The organism is Streptomyces scabiei 87.22 (assembly GCF_000091305.1).
Lineage (GTDB): Bacteria > Actinomycetota > Actinomycetes > Streptomycetales > Streptomycetaceae > Streptomyces > Streptomyces scabiei.
On record NC_013929.1, the window covers coordinates 1,559,965 to 1,574,441 of the forward strand.

At 69.7% G+C, this 14,477-nt stretch carries 14 protein-coding genes and 1 pseudogene; 6 read left to right on the plus strand and 9 right to left on the minus strand.

The features are described 5' to 3' along the window. Window positions 1–11: 11 nt before the first annotated feature. The 8 genes from SCAB_RS43640 to SCAB_RS06655 all read right to left on the minus strand — a co-directional run bounded on the left by SCAB_RS43640 (window position 12) and on the right by SCAB_RS06655 (window position 7,427). Complete coding sequence (locus SCAB_RS43640) at window positions 12–1,370, minus strand: acyl-CoA dehydrogenase family protein (RefSeq protein ID WP_012999278.1); 1,359 nt, start codon at window positions 1,368–1,370, stop codon at window positions 12–14. A gap of 42 nt (window positions 1,371–1,412) precedes the next feature. Continuing rightward, window positions 1,413–2,570: a zinc-binding dehydrogenase gene (locus tag SCAB_RS06625; RefSeq protein ID WP_049875656.1), complete on the minus strand. Its 1,158-nt coding sequence runs from the start codon at window positions 2,568–2,570 to the stop codon at window positions 1,413–1,415. Window positions 2,571–2,645: 75 nt separating this feature from the next. Beyond that, complete coding sequence (locus SCAB_RS44505; RefSeq protein WP_231884903.1) at window positions 2,646–3,728, minus strand: SDR family NAD(P)-dependent oxidoreductase; 1,083 nt, start codon at window positions 3,726–3,728, stop codon at window positions 2,646–2,648. After that, window positions 3,664–4,221, minus strand: a complete 558-nt coding sequence (locus SCAB_RS06635; RefSeq protein ID WP_106437384.1) for a flavin reductase family protein — start codon at window positions 4,219–4,221, stop codon at window positions 3,664–3,666. The genes SCAB_RS44505 and SCAB_RS06635 overlap by 65 nt, the downstream gene beginning before the upstream one ends. Then, window positions 4,221–4,775, minus strand: a complete 555-nt coding sequence (locus SCAB_RS43650; RefSeq protein WP_012999282.1) for a DUF1697 domain-containing protein — start codon at window positions 4,773–4,775, stop codon at window positions 4,221–4,223. Before SCAB_RS43650 ends, SCAB_RS06635 begins: the two co-directional genes overlap by 1 nt. Further along, a complete protein-coding gene (locus SCAB_RS06645) occupies window positions 4,772–5,614 on the minus strand; it encodes a class I SAM-dependent methyltransferase (protein WP_037724145.1) in 843 nt (280 codons plus the stop codon). The genes SCAB_RS43650 and SCAB_RS06645 overlap by 4 nt, the downstream gene beginning before the upstream one ends. Before the next feature lie 35 nt (window positions 5,615–5,649). Beyond that, entirely contained in the window at window positions 5,650–6,927 is a 1,278-nt protein-coding gene (locus SCAB_RS06650) for an acyl-CoA dehydrogenase family protein (protein WP_012999284.1), read from the minus strand. Further along, window positions 6,924–7,427 (minus strand): MarR family winged helix-turn-helix transcriptional regulator, encoded by a 504-nt coding sequence (locus tag SCAB_RS06655; RefSeq protein ID WP_231884904.1) that lies wholly within the window; start codon window positions 7,425–7,427, stop codon window positions 6,924–6,926. The genes SCAB_RS06650 and SCAB_RS06655 overlap by 4 nt, the downstream gene beginning before the upstream one ends. 394 nt (window positions 7,428–7,821) lie before the next feature. Here SCAB_RS06655 and SCAB_RS06660 point away from each other — a divergent pair, with 394 nt between their 5' ends. The 4 genes from SCAB_RS06660 (at window position 7,822) to SCAB_RS48285 (ending at window position 11,952) form a co-directional block, all read left to right on the plus strand. Further along, the gene (locus tag SCAB_RS06660) at window positions 7,822–8,778 is read left to right on the plus strand and encodes a zinc-binding dehydrogenase (protein WP_052771510.1); all 957 of its coding nucleotides are present in this window, start codon (window positions 7,822–7,824) and stop codon (window positions 8,776–8,778) included. A gap of 73 nt (window positions 8,779–8,851) precedes the next feature. Beyond that, entirely contained in the window at window positions 8,852–9,805 is a 954-nt protein-coding gene (locus tag SCAB_RS06665) for an SDR family NAD(P)-dependent oxidoreductase (protein ID WP_106437233.1), read from the plus strand. After that, entirely contained in the window at window positions 9,802–11,382 is a 1,581-nt protein-coding gene (locus SCAB_RS06670) for a thiamine pyrophosphate-dependent enzyme (protein WP_037724143.1), read from the plus strand. The genes SCAB_RS06665 and SCAB_RS06670 overlap by 4 nt, the downstream gene beginning before the upstream one ends. Window positions 11,383–11,436: 54 nt before the next feature. Beyond that, the gene (locus SCAB_RS48285) at window positions 11,437–11,952 is read left to right on the plus strand and encodes a MarR family winged helix-turn-helix transcriptional regulator (protein WP_012999289.1); all 516 of its coding nucleotides are present in this window, start codon (window positions 11,437–11,439) and stop codon (window positions 11,950–11,952) included. Between the two features lie 238 nt (window positions 11,953–12,190). Here the strand turns inward: SCAB_RS48285 and SCAB_RS48975 are convergent. Beyond that, window positions 12,191–12,358, minus strand: a pseudogene (locus SCAB_RS48975) (TetR/AcrR family transcriptional regulator); the annotation flags it as partial. 360 nt (window positions 12,359–12,718) lie between these two features. Here SCAB_RS48975 and SCAB_RS43660 point away from each other — a divergent pair. Continuing rightward, complete coding sequence (locus SCAB_RS43660; RefSeq protein WP_148274184.1) at window positions 12,719–13,321, plus strand: acyl-CoA-like ligand-binding transcription factor; 603 nt, start codon at window positions 12,719–12,721, stop codon at window positions 13,319–13,321. A gap of 103 nt (window positions 13,322–13,424) precedes the next feature. Continuing rightward, entirely contained in the window at window positions 13,425–14,369 is a 945-nt protein-coding gene (locus SCAB_RS06685; RefSeq protein ID WP_012999291.1) for a helix-turn-helix domain-containing protein, read from the plus strand. The last annotated feature ends 108 nt before the right edge of the window (window positions 14,370–14,477 follow it).

Genomic DNA, 14,477 nt, shown 5'->3' on the forward strand with positions numbered 1-14,477 from the left:
CTTGGATCGGATCAGAGGAAGAACGGCTGCGGGTCGCCGAGGCTGCCGGCGCCGGATCGCCGCACGAACGGGTCGTACTGCGCGCCGATGTGAGTGCGGTACATCCAGACGTCGCGAAGGTAGCGCTGCATGCGCTGGCCGCGCCCGGATGCGGAGGTGCCCGCGGAGGCGAAAAGGATGTCCACGGCCTCGGCGGCCAGGTGGCCGGCCTGCATGAGCATGCAGCCGAGTTCGATGTCCGTGTCGGGCGTGAAGGTTATGGTGCCCGCGATGGCCTCGCTGCTCCGCTCGGTGATGGTGTCGGCGACGTAGCATGCGATCGCAGTTGCCGCATCCGTCTTCGTCTTGGCGGCGCCGAAGTCGCGCTGGTAGAACGGGTCCTTGTTGCGCAGGCCGCCGCCCTGGTATGCGGTGGTCCTGGTGCGGGCGAGCCTCTCGTACTCGTCGAGGGCGGCCCGGGCTGCGCCGATGACGCTGACCACGAGCTCGAGTTGGAAGAACGAGCCGGTCGCCGCGCCCAGGTACATCGGGTTGCCGTGCAGCTTCACGCCGTGCGAGGTCGTCGAGGCCAAGAGGTCCGGGGACATGGTGATCGCGTAGTGCTCGGGCACGATCTGGTTCTCCACGGTGATGCTGTTGGAGCCGCTCGCACGCATCCCCAGCACCGCGTCGGCGCCCCAGTTCTCGACGATCGTGAACTGCTCCTTGGGAATCAGCACCTGGAGCATCTGAGAGGGCGGAACGTCGCCGTGAGGCATCGGCGGCGCACCGGCGGGAGCACCCGGTGGGGGCCCGGACGGCGCGCCGACCGGAGCACCCGGCGGAGGACCGGGAGGCGCGCCGGGCGGTGCGCCGGCGGGTCCGCCGTCCTCGTCGACGAGCACGACGGAGACCGTGGCGTGCGTGGCGTACGGAACCCCGGACTGGTAGCGGGAGTTCGCGTTGATCAGCAGCCCGCCGGGCACGCGCTTGGCGGTGCCCGCGGGGTTGAACGCGTGGGAGGCCCGGAAGTAGCCGCTCGCGTTGTTGAACACCTCGTCCTGGGCCTTCTCCGGCCACAGCGCGGCGGTGGTCAGAGCGTGCCCCTGCCCCAGGCACAGGCACCAGGCGGTGCCTGGATCACCGCGGCCGACCTCCATTACGATCTTGGCGAAGGTGCGAAGGTCCACCTCGAGGCCGCCGTAGCGGCGCGGGGTGAGCAGCTGGTAGAAGCCCGCCTCCAGGAAGGCCTTGTGCACATCCTGGTTGTAGCGGCCAAGGCCCTCGGCCTCCTCGGCCTGGTCGCGTATCAGTTCCCGAAGCTGGGCGGCGTGCGCGACCAGCTCGGCCGGCGAACGCTCGATCGAGCGGGTCGGCGTCTGCGCTGTCATGGCGTTGATCTCCTTAATGCCGGTCAGGGTGCGGTGCGACGATCACAGCCGCGGGTCGACGGTCGCGCCGAGGACGTTGCACTCGGCGACGTCGCGGAGGGCCTCGCCGACTGCCTTCAGGGGGTAGGTGCGTTCGGCCAGCGAGGCCAGGTCGAGCTGTCCGCGCTCGGCGAGCCTGACCATCCACGGCAGGTCGCGGCGCATCAGCAGCGAGCCCATCTGGCAGCTGTGGATCGTCTTGCCGAAGTTCGAGAACTGCACCATCGGGAAGCTGACCCTGGCTCCGGGCCTCGGATCGAGCCCGGCCAGCGTCAGATCGCCCGCCGACCGGGTCATGGCCCAGGCCTGCTCGGTCGCCGACGCATCGTTCGCCGCGTCGAAGACGTAGTCGGCGCCACGGCCCTGATTCACCCCGCCGGCATCCCCGGACAGCTCGCACACGGCCTCGACCGGATCCGTCTCGGCGGGGTCGATGACGGTGGTGGCGCCCATCCGCAGTGCCGCCGCGCGGCGGTGCGCCAGCGGCTCGATGGCGATGATCTGGTCGGCCAGGGCCAGTCGCGCCGCCTGGATGTAGGACAGGCCGACCGGCCCGCAGCCGACGACGGCGACCACGCTGCCCGGCTCGATCCTGGCCGTGCGCAGCGCCGCGCCGACACCGGTGCACACCGGGTTGCCGATCAGCGACAACTGGTCGGCGGGCAGGTCTGTGCGCACGGGCACGAGCAGGTTGTCGAGCACGACGGCCCACTCGGCGAGGCTGCCGACGTAACCCAAGGGGTGCACGTCCACGCCGTTCGCGGTTCGAGCGGTGGCCGGGCCGAACAGCGCCATCGCGGCGCACTGGTCGTAGCGGCCCCGCTGGCAGAAGTGGCACACGCCGCAGTTGTTGTTGCCGGTCATCAGGACCCGGTCGCCCACCTTCACCCCCTCCGCGGAGGGGCCGACCTCCTCGACCACACCGACCGCGGAGTGGCCGAGGATGTGCAAGGGCAACGGCGGCAGAGCAAGGCCTGGGGGAAGGTCGGGCGGTAGGTCGGCGGGGGCGGGGGCGGGGCCGAGCAGGGCGCTCGCCTCCGAGCTGGCCACATTGGACGCTTCGATCCTGACGAGTACGTCACGCGGATGTCGCTCGAGAAGTTCGACTTCCTCCACACGAACGCCGTCCGCGTGGTCCCACACCGCTGCTGAGAACTTCACGAAAACTCCCTTGTTGCGAAGGTGGATCGGGTGACGTTCGCCCGCAGCGTTGGCGGACCGCGAGCGAACGTCACGTCATGCGCGGGCCGCTCCGGCCGACGGCACCGGGGGCGGGCCGCCGACCCAGGTGGCCGCCTCAGCGGGATCGCCGATGTCGTGCGCGTCGGATCGATCGACGACCTGGCGCAGTGAGTCGTTGAGTTCCTCGATCGTCGGCGCGACCTTGGCGTACCCGGCGGTCTGGCGGTAGTAGGTCTCTGATACTCGACCGGGATCCGCCGTGATGTTCTTGCCCGAGAACGGGCAGACGCGGTGCGCGAGCAGGGCGGCGGTCGGCGCGATCAGATCCGGACTCATGTCCTGTGCGACCGGGCCGTCCATCGCCTCTTTGCCGGGCGCCTGAACGACGTCCCAGGCGATCGTGGCCGCCAGCGGTGCCAGCGCGTTGGCTCTGATGCCGAACGGGTCACCCTCGATCGCCAGCGATCTGGTGAGGCCGTAGCTGCCCGCCTTCACGGCGCCGTAGACGGAGCCGTAGCCCGAGCCGAGCATCCCGGGCGACGTCGTGTTCACGATCCGCCCGTAGCCGGCGTCGCGCATGTGCGGCCACACCGCACGGCACATCCAGATCGTGCCGAGCAGATGTACGTCAACCATCGCGCGGATGGCCGCTGGATCGAGCTCCTCGATGAGCCCGAATCGCAGTACGCCGGCGTTGTTAATGAGGGCGTCGACCCGGCCCCAGCGATCGATCGCGGTCTGGACGAGGCGCGGGCCCCGTCCTCCGTGCTCACGCTGTGCGTGTCGGCTACGGCCTCGCCGCCCCCGGCGATGATCTCCCGGGCGATGAGCTCGGCGTTCGCGGGCGCCACGCCGCTGCCGTCCGGTCCCGCGCCCAGGTCGTTGACCAGTACGCGTGCTCCGCGGCTGGCCAGCAGTCGGGCGTAGGAGCGGCCGAGACTCGGTGAGCCTCCGGCGCCGGTGATGATGACGACCTGGTCGTCGAAGCGCAGATCCCGGGCGCTTCCTGATTTGATCACTTCTACTCCCTGGTCGCGTCGTTGCGTTTGGGAAGAGTGGCCGTTGGGTGCGTTCAGGCGGATTGGTCGACGGGGGCCAGTCGGCGGAATCGACTTGCGTGGAACACCAAGGGGGCACCGCCCGCGACAGTTCGCAGCCCTCTGATCTCCAGCAGGGCTATGGTGTGATCGCCCGCAGGCAGCTGGTTCCAGACACTGCAGCTGAACCAGCCGACCGCGTCGTCCAGGTACACTGCGCCGTCGTCGGCGGCGTGCCAGCTCACTCCGGCGAACCGGTCGGTTCCAGTCGAGGCGAGCTGCCGGACCTCGCGATGCTGCTGTTCGGCCAGCACACTGAGTCCGAGCCGTGCCCGCTCGCGCAGGATCGGCCAGGTCGTCGATGTGTTCTGCATACTCACCGACACCAGCGGCGGGTCGAGCGAGACGGTGGTGAACGAGCTGACCGCCATTCCGGCCGGCACGCCGTCCTGCGCCAGCGCGCAGAGCGCGATCACCCCGCTGGGGAAGCAGCCGAACGCGTCGCGCAGACCGCGTGGATCCAACTGCCCGGAACCGGTCGGCGTCAGCCGGTCATCGGGCGAGGCCAATGCACCCGTCGCGTGCTCACGCATCACCGGCTCCGATTCTCCGCGCGCACCTCGCGCGCGAGGTCGAGCACGCCGGTCACCGTCGTCCAGTCACGAGCGGTCGCGGGCACCGGAAGGCCCATGATCCCGCCGATGAGCCGCGAACCGGCGAATCCGTCCGGGTACCAGCCGTACAGCTCGCGTCCGATCACCGCGACTCGTTCCCGCCCCGTGGCGAGCACGGCGAGCTGTTCGACTTCGGCCTGATCGAGCGTCGTCTCCAGGAAGGCGACGTTGTAGTGCTCGGCGTCGGCGGCGGCGTCGGGGAACGGATTGCGCGCCACCGCCTCGGAGAGCTCGTCGAGGCTGCGCACGATGACGTGGATGTCCCGGTCGAAGCGCTTCTGGAGGATCTCGCCGACGCGAGCGGCCAGAACGCCGGGCTCCCCATCGTCGAGCAGCACGACGTTTCCGCTGCCCAGGTACGTGCGCACAGCGGCGAAGCCCGCCTCGGCGAGCGCCTCGCGCAGCGCCGGCATGTCCAGCATGTCGCCTGGCCCGTGTCCGACGCCGCGCAGGAACGCGATCTGAACGTTCACGCCGACCTCCCGGGCTCGTCCCCGGCAGCGGGCTTGCGACCGTCGACGATCGCCATCCCGCGGTGCTGCCACGCCGTCACGTCTGTCAGGCAGCGGGCCGCCGCGTCGCGCACATCATCGACGCTGACGGCGAGCCAAGCGGCCTTCTTCCACTGAAACGCCGAGTCCAGCGGCACCTCACGGGAGCCTGCGAAGGTGATGAAGAAGCTCAGCAGCATGTCCAGCCAGACATCCTGCTCGGCCAGCGCGAACGTCGCCGCGGTCGGGCCAGGATGGAACAGCAGGACCCTGCCGCCGGGGCGGACCAGTCGGCTGAGCGCCTTGAGTTCCGCGTCCGGGTCGAGCAGGTGCTCCCACTGGGAGGCGATGACGACGTCGAACGCCTCCGGCTCGTGCTTCGCGGCGATCTCGGTGTAGGGGTCGAAACGCCCCACGCGGTGGGCCTCGATCATCGGGACCATGTCGACGTATTCGGCGGTACCTCCGGGCTGTACCTCGCCGCTGATCATGTCGACGAATCCGACGTGATCGAGGAATTCGCCGAGCACGAGCGCCCGCTCACCGGCTTTCAGTGCCGCCTTGTCCAGCAGCACCCGCGTGAACTCCGACTGCCGCATCTGCATCCAGTTCGGCATGAACCGGTCGCCGAACGGCGGGCGGGAGCTGTAGAAGTCCTGACGCAGTTCCTCGGTGGAGAAGCACTGCTTCTCCGCGGCCTGCGCGGGCGGCGGCATCGGAACGGCGATCGCCGTCCAAGCCTCCTCAAGGGTCATCGGCGGCTTCGGCGCCGGCATCGGGGGTTCGGCTATGGGGGGCGCCGACGTCTGGGTCTCGGGCATGTTCTCGTTCTCCTTTTCTCCGGTAGCCGCGGGGATCACCCCAGGGCCGGTCCCGTCCAGAAGTTGACCTCGCGCGGGTCGAGCCCGAGCAGGCAGCGGCCGTACGGCTGGGAGGCCATCGGGAACTGGCCGATCGTTCCCGGGTGGGCCGTCGCGTGCGCGTCGCGGTGCGCGCGCTGAAGCGGGTCGTTTCGCGACAAGCTCCGGCCGCCGCCCAGGGCGTACATTCGGTTGACCACCCCGACAGCCAGCTCGTGCGCGTAGGACTTGTTGGCCATGTAACGGGCGTAGTCGACCGGCGCGAGGGTCTCGCCCCGCTCGCCCTTACTCTGGGAGTCTTCGAGGTCGCGGTGCAGCAGCGTGCGTGCGACATCGAGTTCCACGGCGGACTGCGCGATCTGAGCTTGGATCACCGGTGAATCCGCGGCGCGCACCGAGCCCTTGGTGCCGTGCATCCGCCGCACGATCTCGTCGTACGCCCCCTGCGCCGCGCCGATGGCGACGGCCGGGAAGTCCCACCCCTGGATGGCGGACAGGGGAACCGAGTACCGGCGCTGCCGGTGCTGGTCGTACGGGAGCGGACCTTCGGGTGCGAAGTCGATCGGCGGTGCCGGCCGGATGGCCCGGTGCGACGGGATGAACGCGTCCTGCACCACAACGTCTTTACTGCCGCTGCCGCACAGGCCGGCCACATCCCACGTACCGTCGAGTACGGCGAAGTGCGCGCGCGGAACAAGGAACTGGAGAGGTCCTTCCGCCCCGACTCCGAGCGCGAAGAGCCACTGCGAGGGATCCGAACCACTGGCGAACCGTCCGCGGCCGGAGAGCCGGTAGCCCCCGGGCGTCCGCTCGTAGTCGCATGACACGCTCAGCTGAACGCTCGCGCTCAGCATGTCGGGACCGTCGGCGAAGACCTCCTCCTGCGCTTCGAGCGGCCAAAAGCCCATCCAGTAGCAGTGCAGCGCCCACAGCTGGAAGCACCAGGCCGTCGAGGCGCAGGCTCGGGCCAGCTCCATTGTCATCTCGTGCACGGTCTCGAACTCGACGTCGTAGCCGCCGAAGCGCCGTGGCGTGCCCGCGCGGACAAGCCCGGCTGCGACGATCTCGCGCACCGACTCCTCCGGGACTTTGCAGCCCTCCTCCGTCGCGCGCGCCCGTTCTCGCAGGGCTGGCACAAGCTCTCGCGCGCGCCGAAGGAGTTCCTCTCGGTCGACTGATGTGCCGACCGTGGCCTCAACAGCCACTTTTGCCTCCTGCTGTTCTCGCCCGCCGCATCTAAGGCGACGGGCCTGATGTTTGTGGTGCAACGTCACGCGCCCGACTGAGGCCGCGGCAGACGGCTGGCGATCTCCGGTCTCTCCATCAGTGGGGCCAGAGCCGCCGCGAGCCGCTCGCGTTCGGCGCTCGGAAGCGCCTCCACGAACCGGTCGATCATGTCCCTGTGCACAGCCTCGGAGTACCGGATGGCCCGGCGTCCGCACTCGGTGATCCCCTTCATCCGGCGGTCCACGAGGTCCTCACGTCGCTCGAGGTACCCGCGGCGCACCAGGCTGTCCACCGCCCGGCTGACTGCCGCCATCGACATCACCACGGATTCTGCTGCCTCCTTGCCTGACAGTTCGGGGTCCGCCTCGGCGGCGTGGTGCAGCACTCGGACCTGGGTCATGGTCAGGTCGAGCGCGTCGACGGCGCTGAAGATGCCGGCGACACCCTCCTTACCGAAGAAGGCCGCGATCGCGCTTGAGCCGGCCCCGAGATCGGAGCGCACGGCCCTCTCGGGCCCGGTGTGTCCGCGGTCACTGGCTGCTTGCACGCATGCAATGGTTGCACGTTAGAAGCACGCATGCAACCATTGCATGCGTGCAAGCGTTTATCGAAGATGCCGATGCCATAGGCGTGGAGGTGCCATGAAGACAATCGCAGCGATCTCGACACCGGCCGGCCTGCAGGTCGAGGAAATCGAACTGGGCGAGTTGCAGGCCAACGATGTGCTTCTGCGCGTCAGCGCAGCCAACGTAGGCTCGGCCGACATCCCGCTGGCACCACCGGCACTGGACGGCGCGGGCATGTCTCCCGGCCCCCCGCCCGGAGGTCCCGAAATGCCTCCGGGCCCGCCGCCCGGCGGCCCTGGTATGCCCCCGGGTCCCCCGGCGGGTGGGCCCAGCATGCCGCCCGGCGGCGCGGGATTCGACGTAGGCGGCCCGGCGATGCCCACCCACCTCGTCAACGGCCACGGCGGCGTCGCGGTCGTCGAGGCGGTCGGGTCCGCGGTCGACCGTGTGCGGCCGGGGCAGCGCGTGATCGTGGTGAGCACGCCGAACTGCGGCTCTTGCAGGTATTGCGTCCGTGGCCTCCCGCAATACTGCGCGAAGCTCGTCCCGTTCGGCCGCGCCTACGCGAGAACGGCCGACGGAACGCCGGTGCACGGCAACAGCAACGTCGGGCTCTTCGCACAGCACACCATCACCACCGAGTACCACTGCACCCCGGTCGACACGGATCTCCCCGACGATCAGCTGGCACTGGTGGCAAACCCCATCGTCACCGGGGCGGGCGCCGCGCTGATCACCGCTCCGATCACGCCGGACAGCGTCGTCGCCGTCGTCGGGTGCGGCCCGATCGGACTCGGCTACGTGCAGGCGGCACGGTTCGCGGGAGCCTCCAGGATCGTGGCCGTGGACCCGCTCCCGCAGCGCCGCGCCGCCGCAGAGCGGTTCGGCGCGAACGATGTCTTCGATCCCGGAGCCGTCGACCCCGTCGCCGAGGTGCGGAAGATCGATGATGGCGGCGGAGCCCTGTTCGCCGGGGGCGCAGATTTCGTTTTCGACGCGTCCGGCGACGCACGCGGCATCGAGCAGGCATGGGCGATGACCGGCCTCGGCGGGCATCTGGTCCTCGCCGGCATCTCGTCAGACCCCTTCGCCCGCGTCTCGTTCCCGCTCGCGGAGTTCGCAGTCATCGCGGGACGCACGATCCATCCGTGCCAGCAGGGATCGGCGCTGATGGCGCGCGACCTTCCGTGGCTGGTGCAGCTCGCCGAGCGCGGCGTGTTCGACCTTGCGAAACTCGCCGAGCGCACGTACCGGCTCGAAGACGCGGCCGCGGCGATGGCCGACGTGTCCGACCGCTCGGTGCTCGGCGCGGCGATCGTACCGAAGCACTGACAAGCATGATCAAGCACGAATACGGTGCCCGCCAACCCGTGGCGATGACGCCCTCGGCAAAGGAAACAGACAAGTGAACTTCGATGGTCAGGTTGTCATCGTCACAGGTGCCGGCGGTAGCCCGGGCCTGGGCCGCTCCTACGCTCTTCTTCTCGCTCGACTTGGCGCCTGCGTAGTCGTGAACGACCTAGGCGTCGGACCGGACGGCAAGGGAACGTTCGCCGCACACCCGGAGACCGTCGTGCAGGAGATACGCGACCTCGGCGGCACGGCGGTCGTCGACACGCACTCGGTCGCCACCGAGGACGGTGCGCTCGCAGTCGTAGCCACGGCGCTGGACGCGTACGGCCGGGTCGACGCGCTCATCAACAACGCCGGTGTCATGCGCTTCGCCCAGTTCCTCGAACTGCAGCCCGACGAGATCACGCGCATGATCGACGTCCACCTCTACGGCACCATCTGGATGTGCCGGGCCGTGTGGCCGCATCTCCTGCGCAACGGAGGCGGCCGCATCCTCAACACGACGTCCGGCGCGATGCTCGGCGCGGGCTACGGCTCGGTCTACGGTGCCGTCAAATCCGGAATCTGGGGGCTCACGCGTACCCTCGCCTTCGAGGGCGCGCAGGACGGCATCGCCGTCAACACCCTCTCCCCCGGCGCGCTCACGATGTCGGCGCGCCTGGCGGACATCCCGCCGCTCAGTCCGGAGGTCATCGAGCGACGTTCGCCCGACCGCGTCGCGCCCATCGCCGCCTACCTCGTCCATCCCGACTGCCCCGCATCGGGAAAGAACGTCGTCGCCGAGGAGGGACACCTGCACGAGGTGCTCTACCGCCAGACCGACGGCGTCCGCCTCACCGCCCCGTCCGTCGACGAGGTCGCCGACGCATGGGAATCCGTCGTCGACCGGACCGCGGCGCAAGACCTCGCCGATCCACCCGAGTCGGGATTCTGGCTGGGACCGCCTCCGGGCTTCGTCCCCGGCACCGGAGAACTCGCGCTCGGCATCCCCGGGAGCCCCTCATGACCTTTTCGGTGCGCGACACGACTCTCGATGTCCTGCGCGACCTCGGATCGACCACTGTGTTCGGGAATCCCGGGTCCACCGAGATCCCGTTCCTGACCGATCTTCCCGCCGACTTCCGGTACGTGCTCGGCCTGCACGAGGGCGCGATCGCCGGAATCGCCACGGGCTACGCGATGGGAACCGGCAAACCGGCGCTGCTGAACCTGCACACGTCCGCCGGCCTCGGCAATGCCGTCGGTGCCCTGTCCAATGCCCATGCCGCGCGGGTCCCGCTCGTGGTGCTCGTCGGACAGCAGGACCGGCGCCACATCGCCGGCGGTCCGTTCCTCAGCGCCAGCGGCCTGGAGAACCTGCTGGGAGACTACGCAGTCTGGTCCACGACACCGGCCCGGCCGCAGGATCTTCCCGCGGCCGTCGCCCGTGCTCATCACGAGGCCGCAGCAGGTGCTGGTCCGGCCGTCGTGGTCGCACCGCTCAGCGACTGGTCCGAACCGGCTGATCCGCTGGCGACCGGAGCCCCGCGCACCGTCGTGCTAGGACGGACTGTGACGCCCGATCAGCTCGAGCCGCTCGTCGCCCTCCTCGAGGAATCCGTCAATCCGGTCGCCGTCATCGGCTCCGGAGCGGCGATCGACGGCGCGTGGGACGAGGTCGTCACTCTCGTCGAGCGGCTCGGCTGTCCCGTTTGGCAGGAACCGTTTGCCAGCCGTCAGGGCTTCCCGCACGACCACCCCGCGTACCGCGGGGATCTCCCGTGGCAGCGCGGCGCCGTGCGTTCGGCACTCGACGGGCACGACGCCATCCTGGCGATCGGCGCAAGCATGCTGCGCGGCTACCTGTACGACGAGGCGGTACCGACTTACGCAGCCGGCACCCGTCTCGCGGTTCTGACGTCCGTTCCCGAGGAGGCCCACCGCAGCGGATGCGACGTGGCAGTACTCGGCGATCTCGCGAGCACCTGCAGCACCCTCGCGTCCGTTCTGCGGGCGCGGACGCCCGGGCCCTGGCGGAGCCGACCGGCCGCCGTGGTCAACGGCTCGGCGGAGCTCACACCGGCCGCGGCGTTCGCGACCTTGGCCGAGCACCTGGACAAGGACGCGATCCTCGTCGAAGAGTCGCCGTCCACCCGCCTGGAACTCGTCGAGGCGATTCCCGCCACCACCCCGCTGTCCTTCGTGAGCAACGGATCCGGCTGGCTCGGTTTCGGTCTCGCCGGCGCGATCGGGCTTCGCATGGCCCTGCCCGACAGACCCGTCGTGGCAGTGCTCGGCGACGGCTCCGCAGCGTACACCGTGCAAGCGCTGTGGACTGCGGCCCACTACGGCATCGGCGCGTTGGCCGTGGTCGTCAGGAACCGGAGATACGCCGTGATGGATCGGCTCGCGGCGAACGCCGGCGGGAAGGGGCCATGGGGAGGATTCCCCGAACTCGACGCCACCGCGCTCGCCGCCGGCTTCGGCTGCGAAGCGTACTCCGTCAGCACACGCAAAGAGCTCGACGCACTGCTCAAGGAGATCCTCCCGGGCCTGCGGACGCGCACGAGTCCGCTGGTGCTGCAACTCGACGTCGCCGGGTGAGGATCAACGCTGTCGTAGTTGAAGCCCCGCGGCACGCCTGCAATAATTGCGTGCATGCACGCATCAATCGGTACCGGGTCATCCGGGTCCGGCGAGGTCGCCAGACCCGATCTGTCGACGAGCCTCTTCGCCCTCATCGCCTACTTCGGGCGGGAGGCGACGGTCAACGTGTTCGACACCGTTGACGCACTCGAGCTGACAACCACCCAGATCCGAGTGCTGCACCACCTCGACGAGATCGACACCGAGCTGAGCGTGAAGGAGGCGGCCGAGTTCGCGATGATCTCCCTCGGGGCGATCAGCCGGTCTCTGGACGGTCTGGTGCGCCGCGGCTTCATCGAACGCCGCGAGGATCCGACCGACCGGCGGATGAAGCGGATCAGGATCAGCGACGACGGCCGTACCGCCATCAGAGGGTTCGAAGCCGTGAACCGGAGCGTCATCGACCGCTTCCTCGAAACGCTCCCCGCCGCAGACCAGGAGCAGCTGGCCAAGGCACTGGCGCCGCTGCTGGAACGTCCGGAGATCTCGGCGTGCCTTCCGCCGGCCTTCGTGCCACAGACGGATTAGCCGAGATGACGATCGTCAGCGAAGGGCTACCCACACGGGTGGCCCTTCGCGCGTCGCGCATCGCTTTCGCGACGTCTTCCTCACGCATGGCGGCATGCGCGAGCGCCGCCATCAGCTCGATCTCTCCCGATGCGACGTCCGGAAGCCGACGCACGAGCGCGTACAGATCGCCGGCGAGCGAACCGGTGTCGACATCCGCCGCCAGTTCGGGTTGACGGTTGATCAGCGCGGCGATCACCAGTCCCGCCTTGCCCTGCCACTGGCGATAGATGGTGGCAGGGCTGCGTGCCCGGGCGGCGAGCGCCGGCATCGACAGGCCCTGGTAGCCCACCTCGCACAGGAGCTCGAGGACGGCTTCGTAGATCTCGCGCTTACGCGGTTCCGAGAGCCGTCCCGGCGGCGACATGCCGTGCTGCCGGTTCCCGCCGTCCGCCTCACGCGGCGACGACCGGCCGTTCCGCCAGGAACCCACGCGCCCGATGCGGCCGCTTCCTTGACGTAGTCGGCGAAGAGACGCGGCGGGCGGCCCAGAACCCGCCGGACGTCGTCGGTGACCCTGTCGCCGACTCCGTGGGCGATCGACTCCATCAGGTTCGTGACCGCCTGGGCGGCCTCGTCCGGGAATCCCTGCTGGACGAGGGTGTCCAGGTACGTGGCGCGGTCGACCGGGGTGCAGTGGATCTCGCGTCCCGTCGCTTCGGAGATGAGGGAGGCGATGGTGCGGAAGGAGAATGCCTCTGGCCCGGTGTTCGTACACGCGGCCCGTGTGGGCGTCGCTGGTGAGCGCGGCGACGGCGACGTCCGCGATGTCGGCGACGTCGATGAACGCCTCGCGTCCCTCGGCGGAGGGCAGTGCCAGGTTTCCGGCCCTGACCGGCTCCAGGAAGACGTCCTCGGTGAAGTTCTGCGCGACCGGGCGGCGCGCAGGATCGTCCACTGCGGGACGGATTCGCGTACCACCGTTTCGGTCGGTGACCGAGTCCGCGACATCGCCGACGTCCTCTCCTCCCAGCCCGAGAATGAGACGCCCTGGGAGGCACTTCGGCACACGTTCCACGTCATCACCGGGGCGTGGGACGAGGCACCGCAGGAGTCGCTCCGCCACCTGCGGATGATCAGAGAGACCCCGTCACTGCGTGCCCGCTACTGGGAGAAACAGCTGAGCTGGCACGAGGCCCTGTTGCCGGAGGTCTCCCGCCGTTTGAGCGATGGCGCAGACGGCTTCACGGACCCCCGGTCGGACGCCCTGGTCGGATCCACACTCGCCTGCCTCGACGCGGCCGTCGCAGCCTGGGTGGCGTGCGAGGCCACGGTGCCCTCATCACTGCTGCTCGATCGTGCGATGGCCGCACTCACGGTTCAGGCCTGACCGAGACCCTTGAGGGCTCGATCGAGGCCCGTCATGACTTGGTTCAACGCCTTCTTCGCCCGAAGGGTCGGGAATCCGGGTTGACGGTCTTACTCTCGGAGCCATGCACCCCGCAGCGGCGCCCCGCCCGGCGCAGGCGTTCTCGACGGCTCATGTGCCGCCGGCCGAGCGGCTGCGGGCCTGGGAGGAGCACAACGCCGACGCCCTGATCGCGCTGAAGTGCCGCACACCGGGCGGTGAGGACTTCCGGGCCCGCGAGGACAACCTCGCCCTCGGGCGGGTCCATCTGGCGCGCGTCTGCGCCACGGCCCACGTCGTGGAGCGTTCCGCCGACCTCGTCGAACGGCGGCCGACGGGCTCCGTCGCCGTCTACGTCTCCCTGCGCGGGGAGGCGCTGTTCCAGCAGGCAGGCCGACGCCAGGTCGTCCGTCCCGGCGACGTCGTGGTCTGTGACGCGGACGGAAGCTTCGTCCGCGGTTTCGGCCAGGGTCTGGACGAGTTGGCGGTACGGGTGCATCGTGAGGCGCTGCCGGAGCGGGCCGCACTCGGAGAACCGCTCATCGTCCGCAGCAGCGAAGCGAACCCCTACGGCCGCGCGCTCGCCCGCCTGGTCGGCCGCTCCGTCGGGGGCGAGGCCGCGATCCGGCCCGACGAGCAGGCGATCGTCGACCTGGCGTCCGCGCTCGTGAGCGGGGGTGCCACCCGGAGGCCCGTCGTGCACCGCGCCCTCGCGTGCGCCCGCATCGAGGAGCAACTGCGTGATCCACGCCTGTCGGCCCCCGAGGTCGCCGAAGCGGTCGGCATCAGCGTCCGTCAGCTCACCCGTGTCTTCGCGGAGGCAGGCACCACGTTTCCGCGCTACGTGCTGGGACGGCGCCTCGAACTCGCCTACGGCGTGCTGACGGGACCGGACGCCGCCCAATCGCGCACGGCGTCGGTGGCGGCCATGTGTGGATTCAGCTCGGTCGCTCACTTCTCACAGACCTTCCACGCCCGATTCGGGGTCACGGCGGGCGAGTTGCGCCGTACCGCAGCGAAGCGCGACTGAACGAAGCGCAAGGGAAACAGCGCCGACATACGGATTTCGGCCGTCCTCCACCCCGTCCCGCCGGATGCGGCCGAATCCGGGGGCAAGCTGCCTTCAGCGCACCGCGAG

What these genes read in the sequence shown, in the direction of transcription:
- SCAB_RS43640 (WP_012999278.1), bottom strand. Translation starts at nt 1,370, where the DNA reads ATGACAGCGCAGACGCCGACCCGCTCGATCGAGCGTTCGCCGGCCGAG.
- SCAB_RS06635 (WP_106437384.1), bottom strand. Translation starts at nt 4,221, where the DNA reads ATGCGTGAGCACGCGACGGGTGCATTGGCCTCGCCCGATGACCGGCTG.
- SCAB_RS06645 (WP_037724145.1), bottom strand. Translation starts at nt 5,614, where the DNA reads ATGCCCGAGACCCAGACGTCGGCGCCCCCCATAGCCGAACCCCCGATG.
- SCAB_RS06660 (WP_052771510.1), top strand. Translation starts at nt 7,822, where the DNA reads ATGCCCACCCACCTCGTCAACGGCCACGGCGGCGTCGCGGTCGTCGAG.
- SCAB_RS06670 (WP_037724143.1), top strand. Translation starts at nt 9,802, where the DNA reads ATGACCTTTTCGGTGCGCGACACGACTCTCGATGTCCTGCGCGACCTC.
- SCAB_RS48285 (WP_012999289.1), top strand. Translation starts at nt 11,437, where the DNA reads ATGCACGCATCAATCGGTACCGGGTCATCCGGGTCCGGCGAGGTCGCC.
- SCAB_RS06685 (WP_012999291.1), top strand. Translation starts at nt 13,425, where the DNA reads ATGCACCCCGCAGCGGCGCCCCGCCCGGCGCAGGCGTTCTCGACGGCT.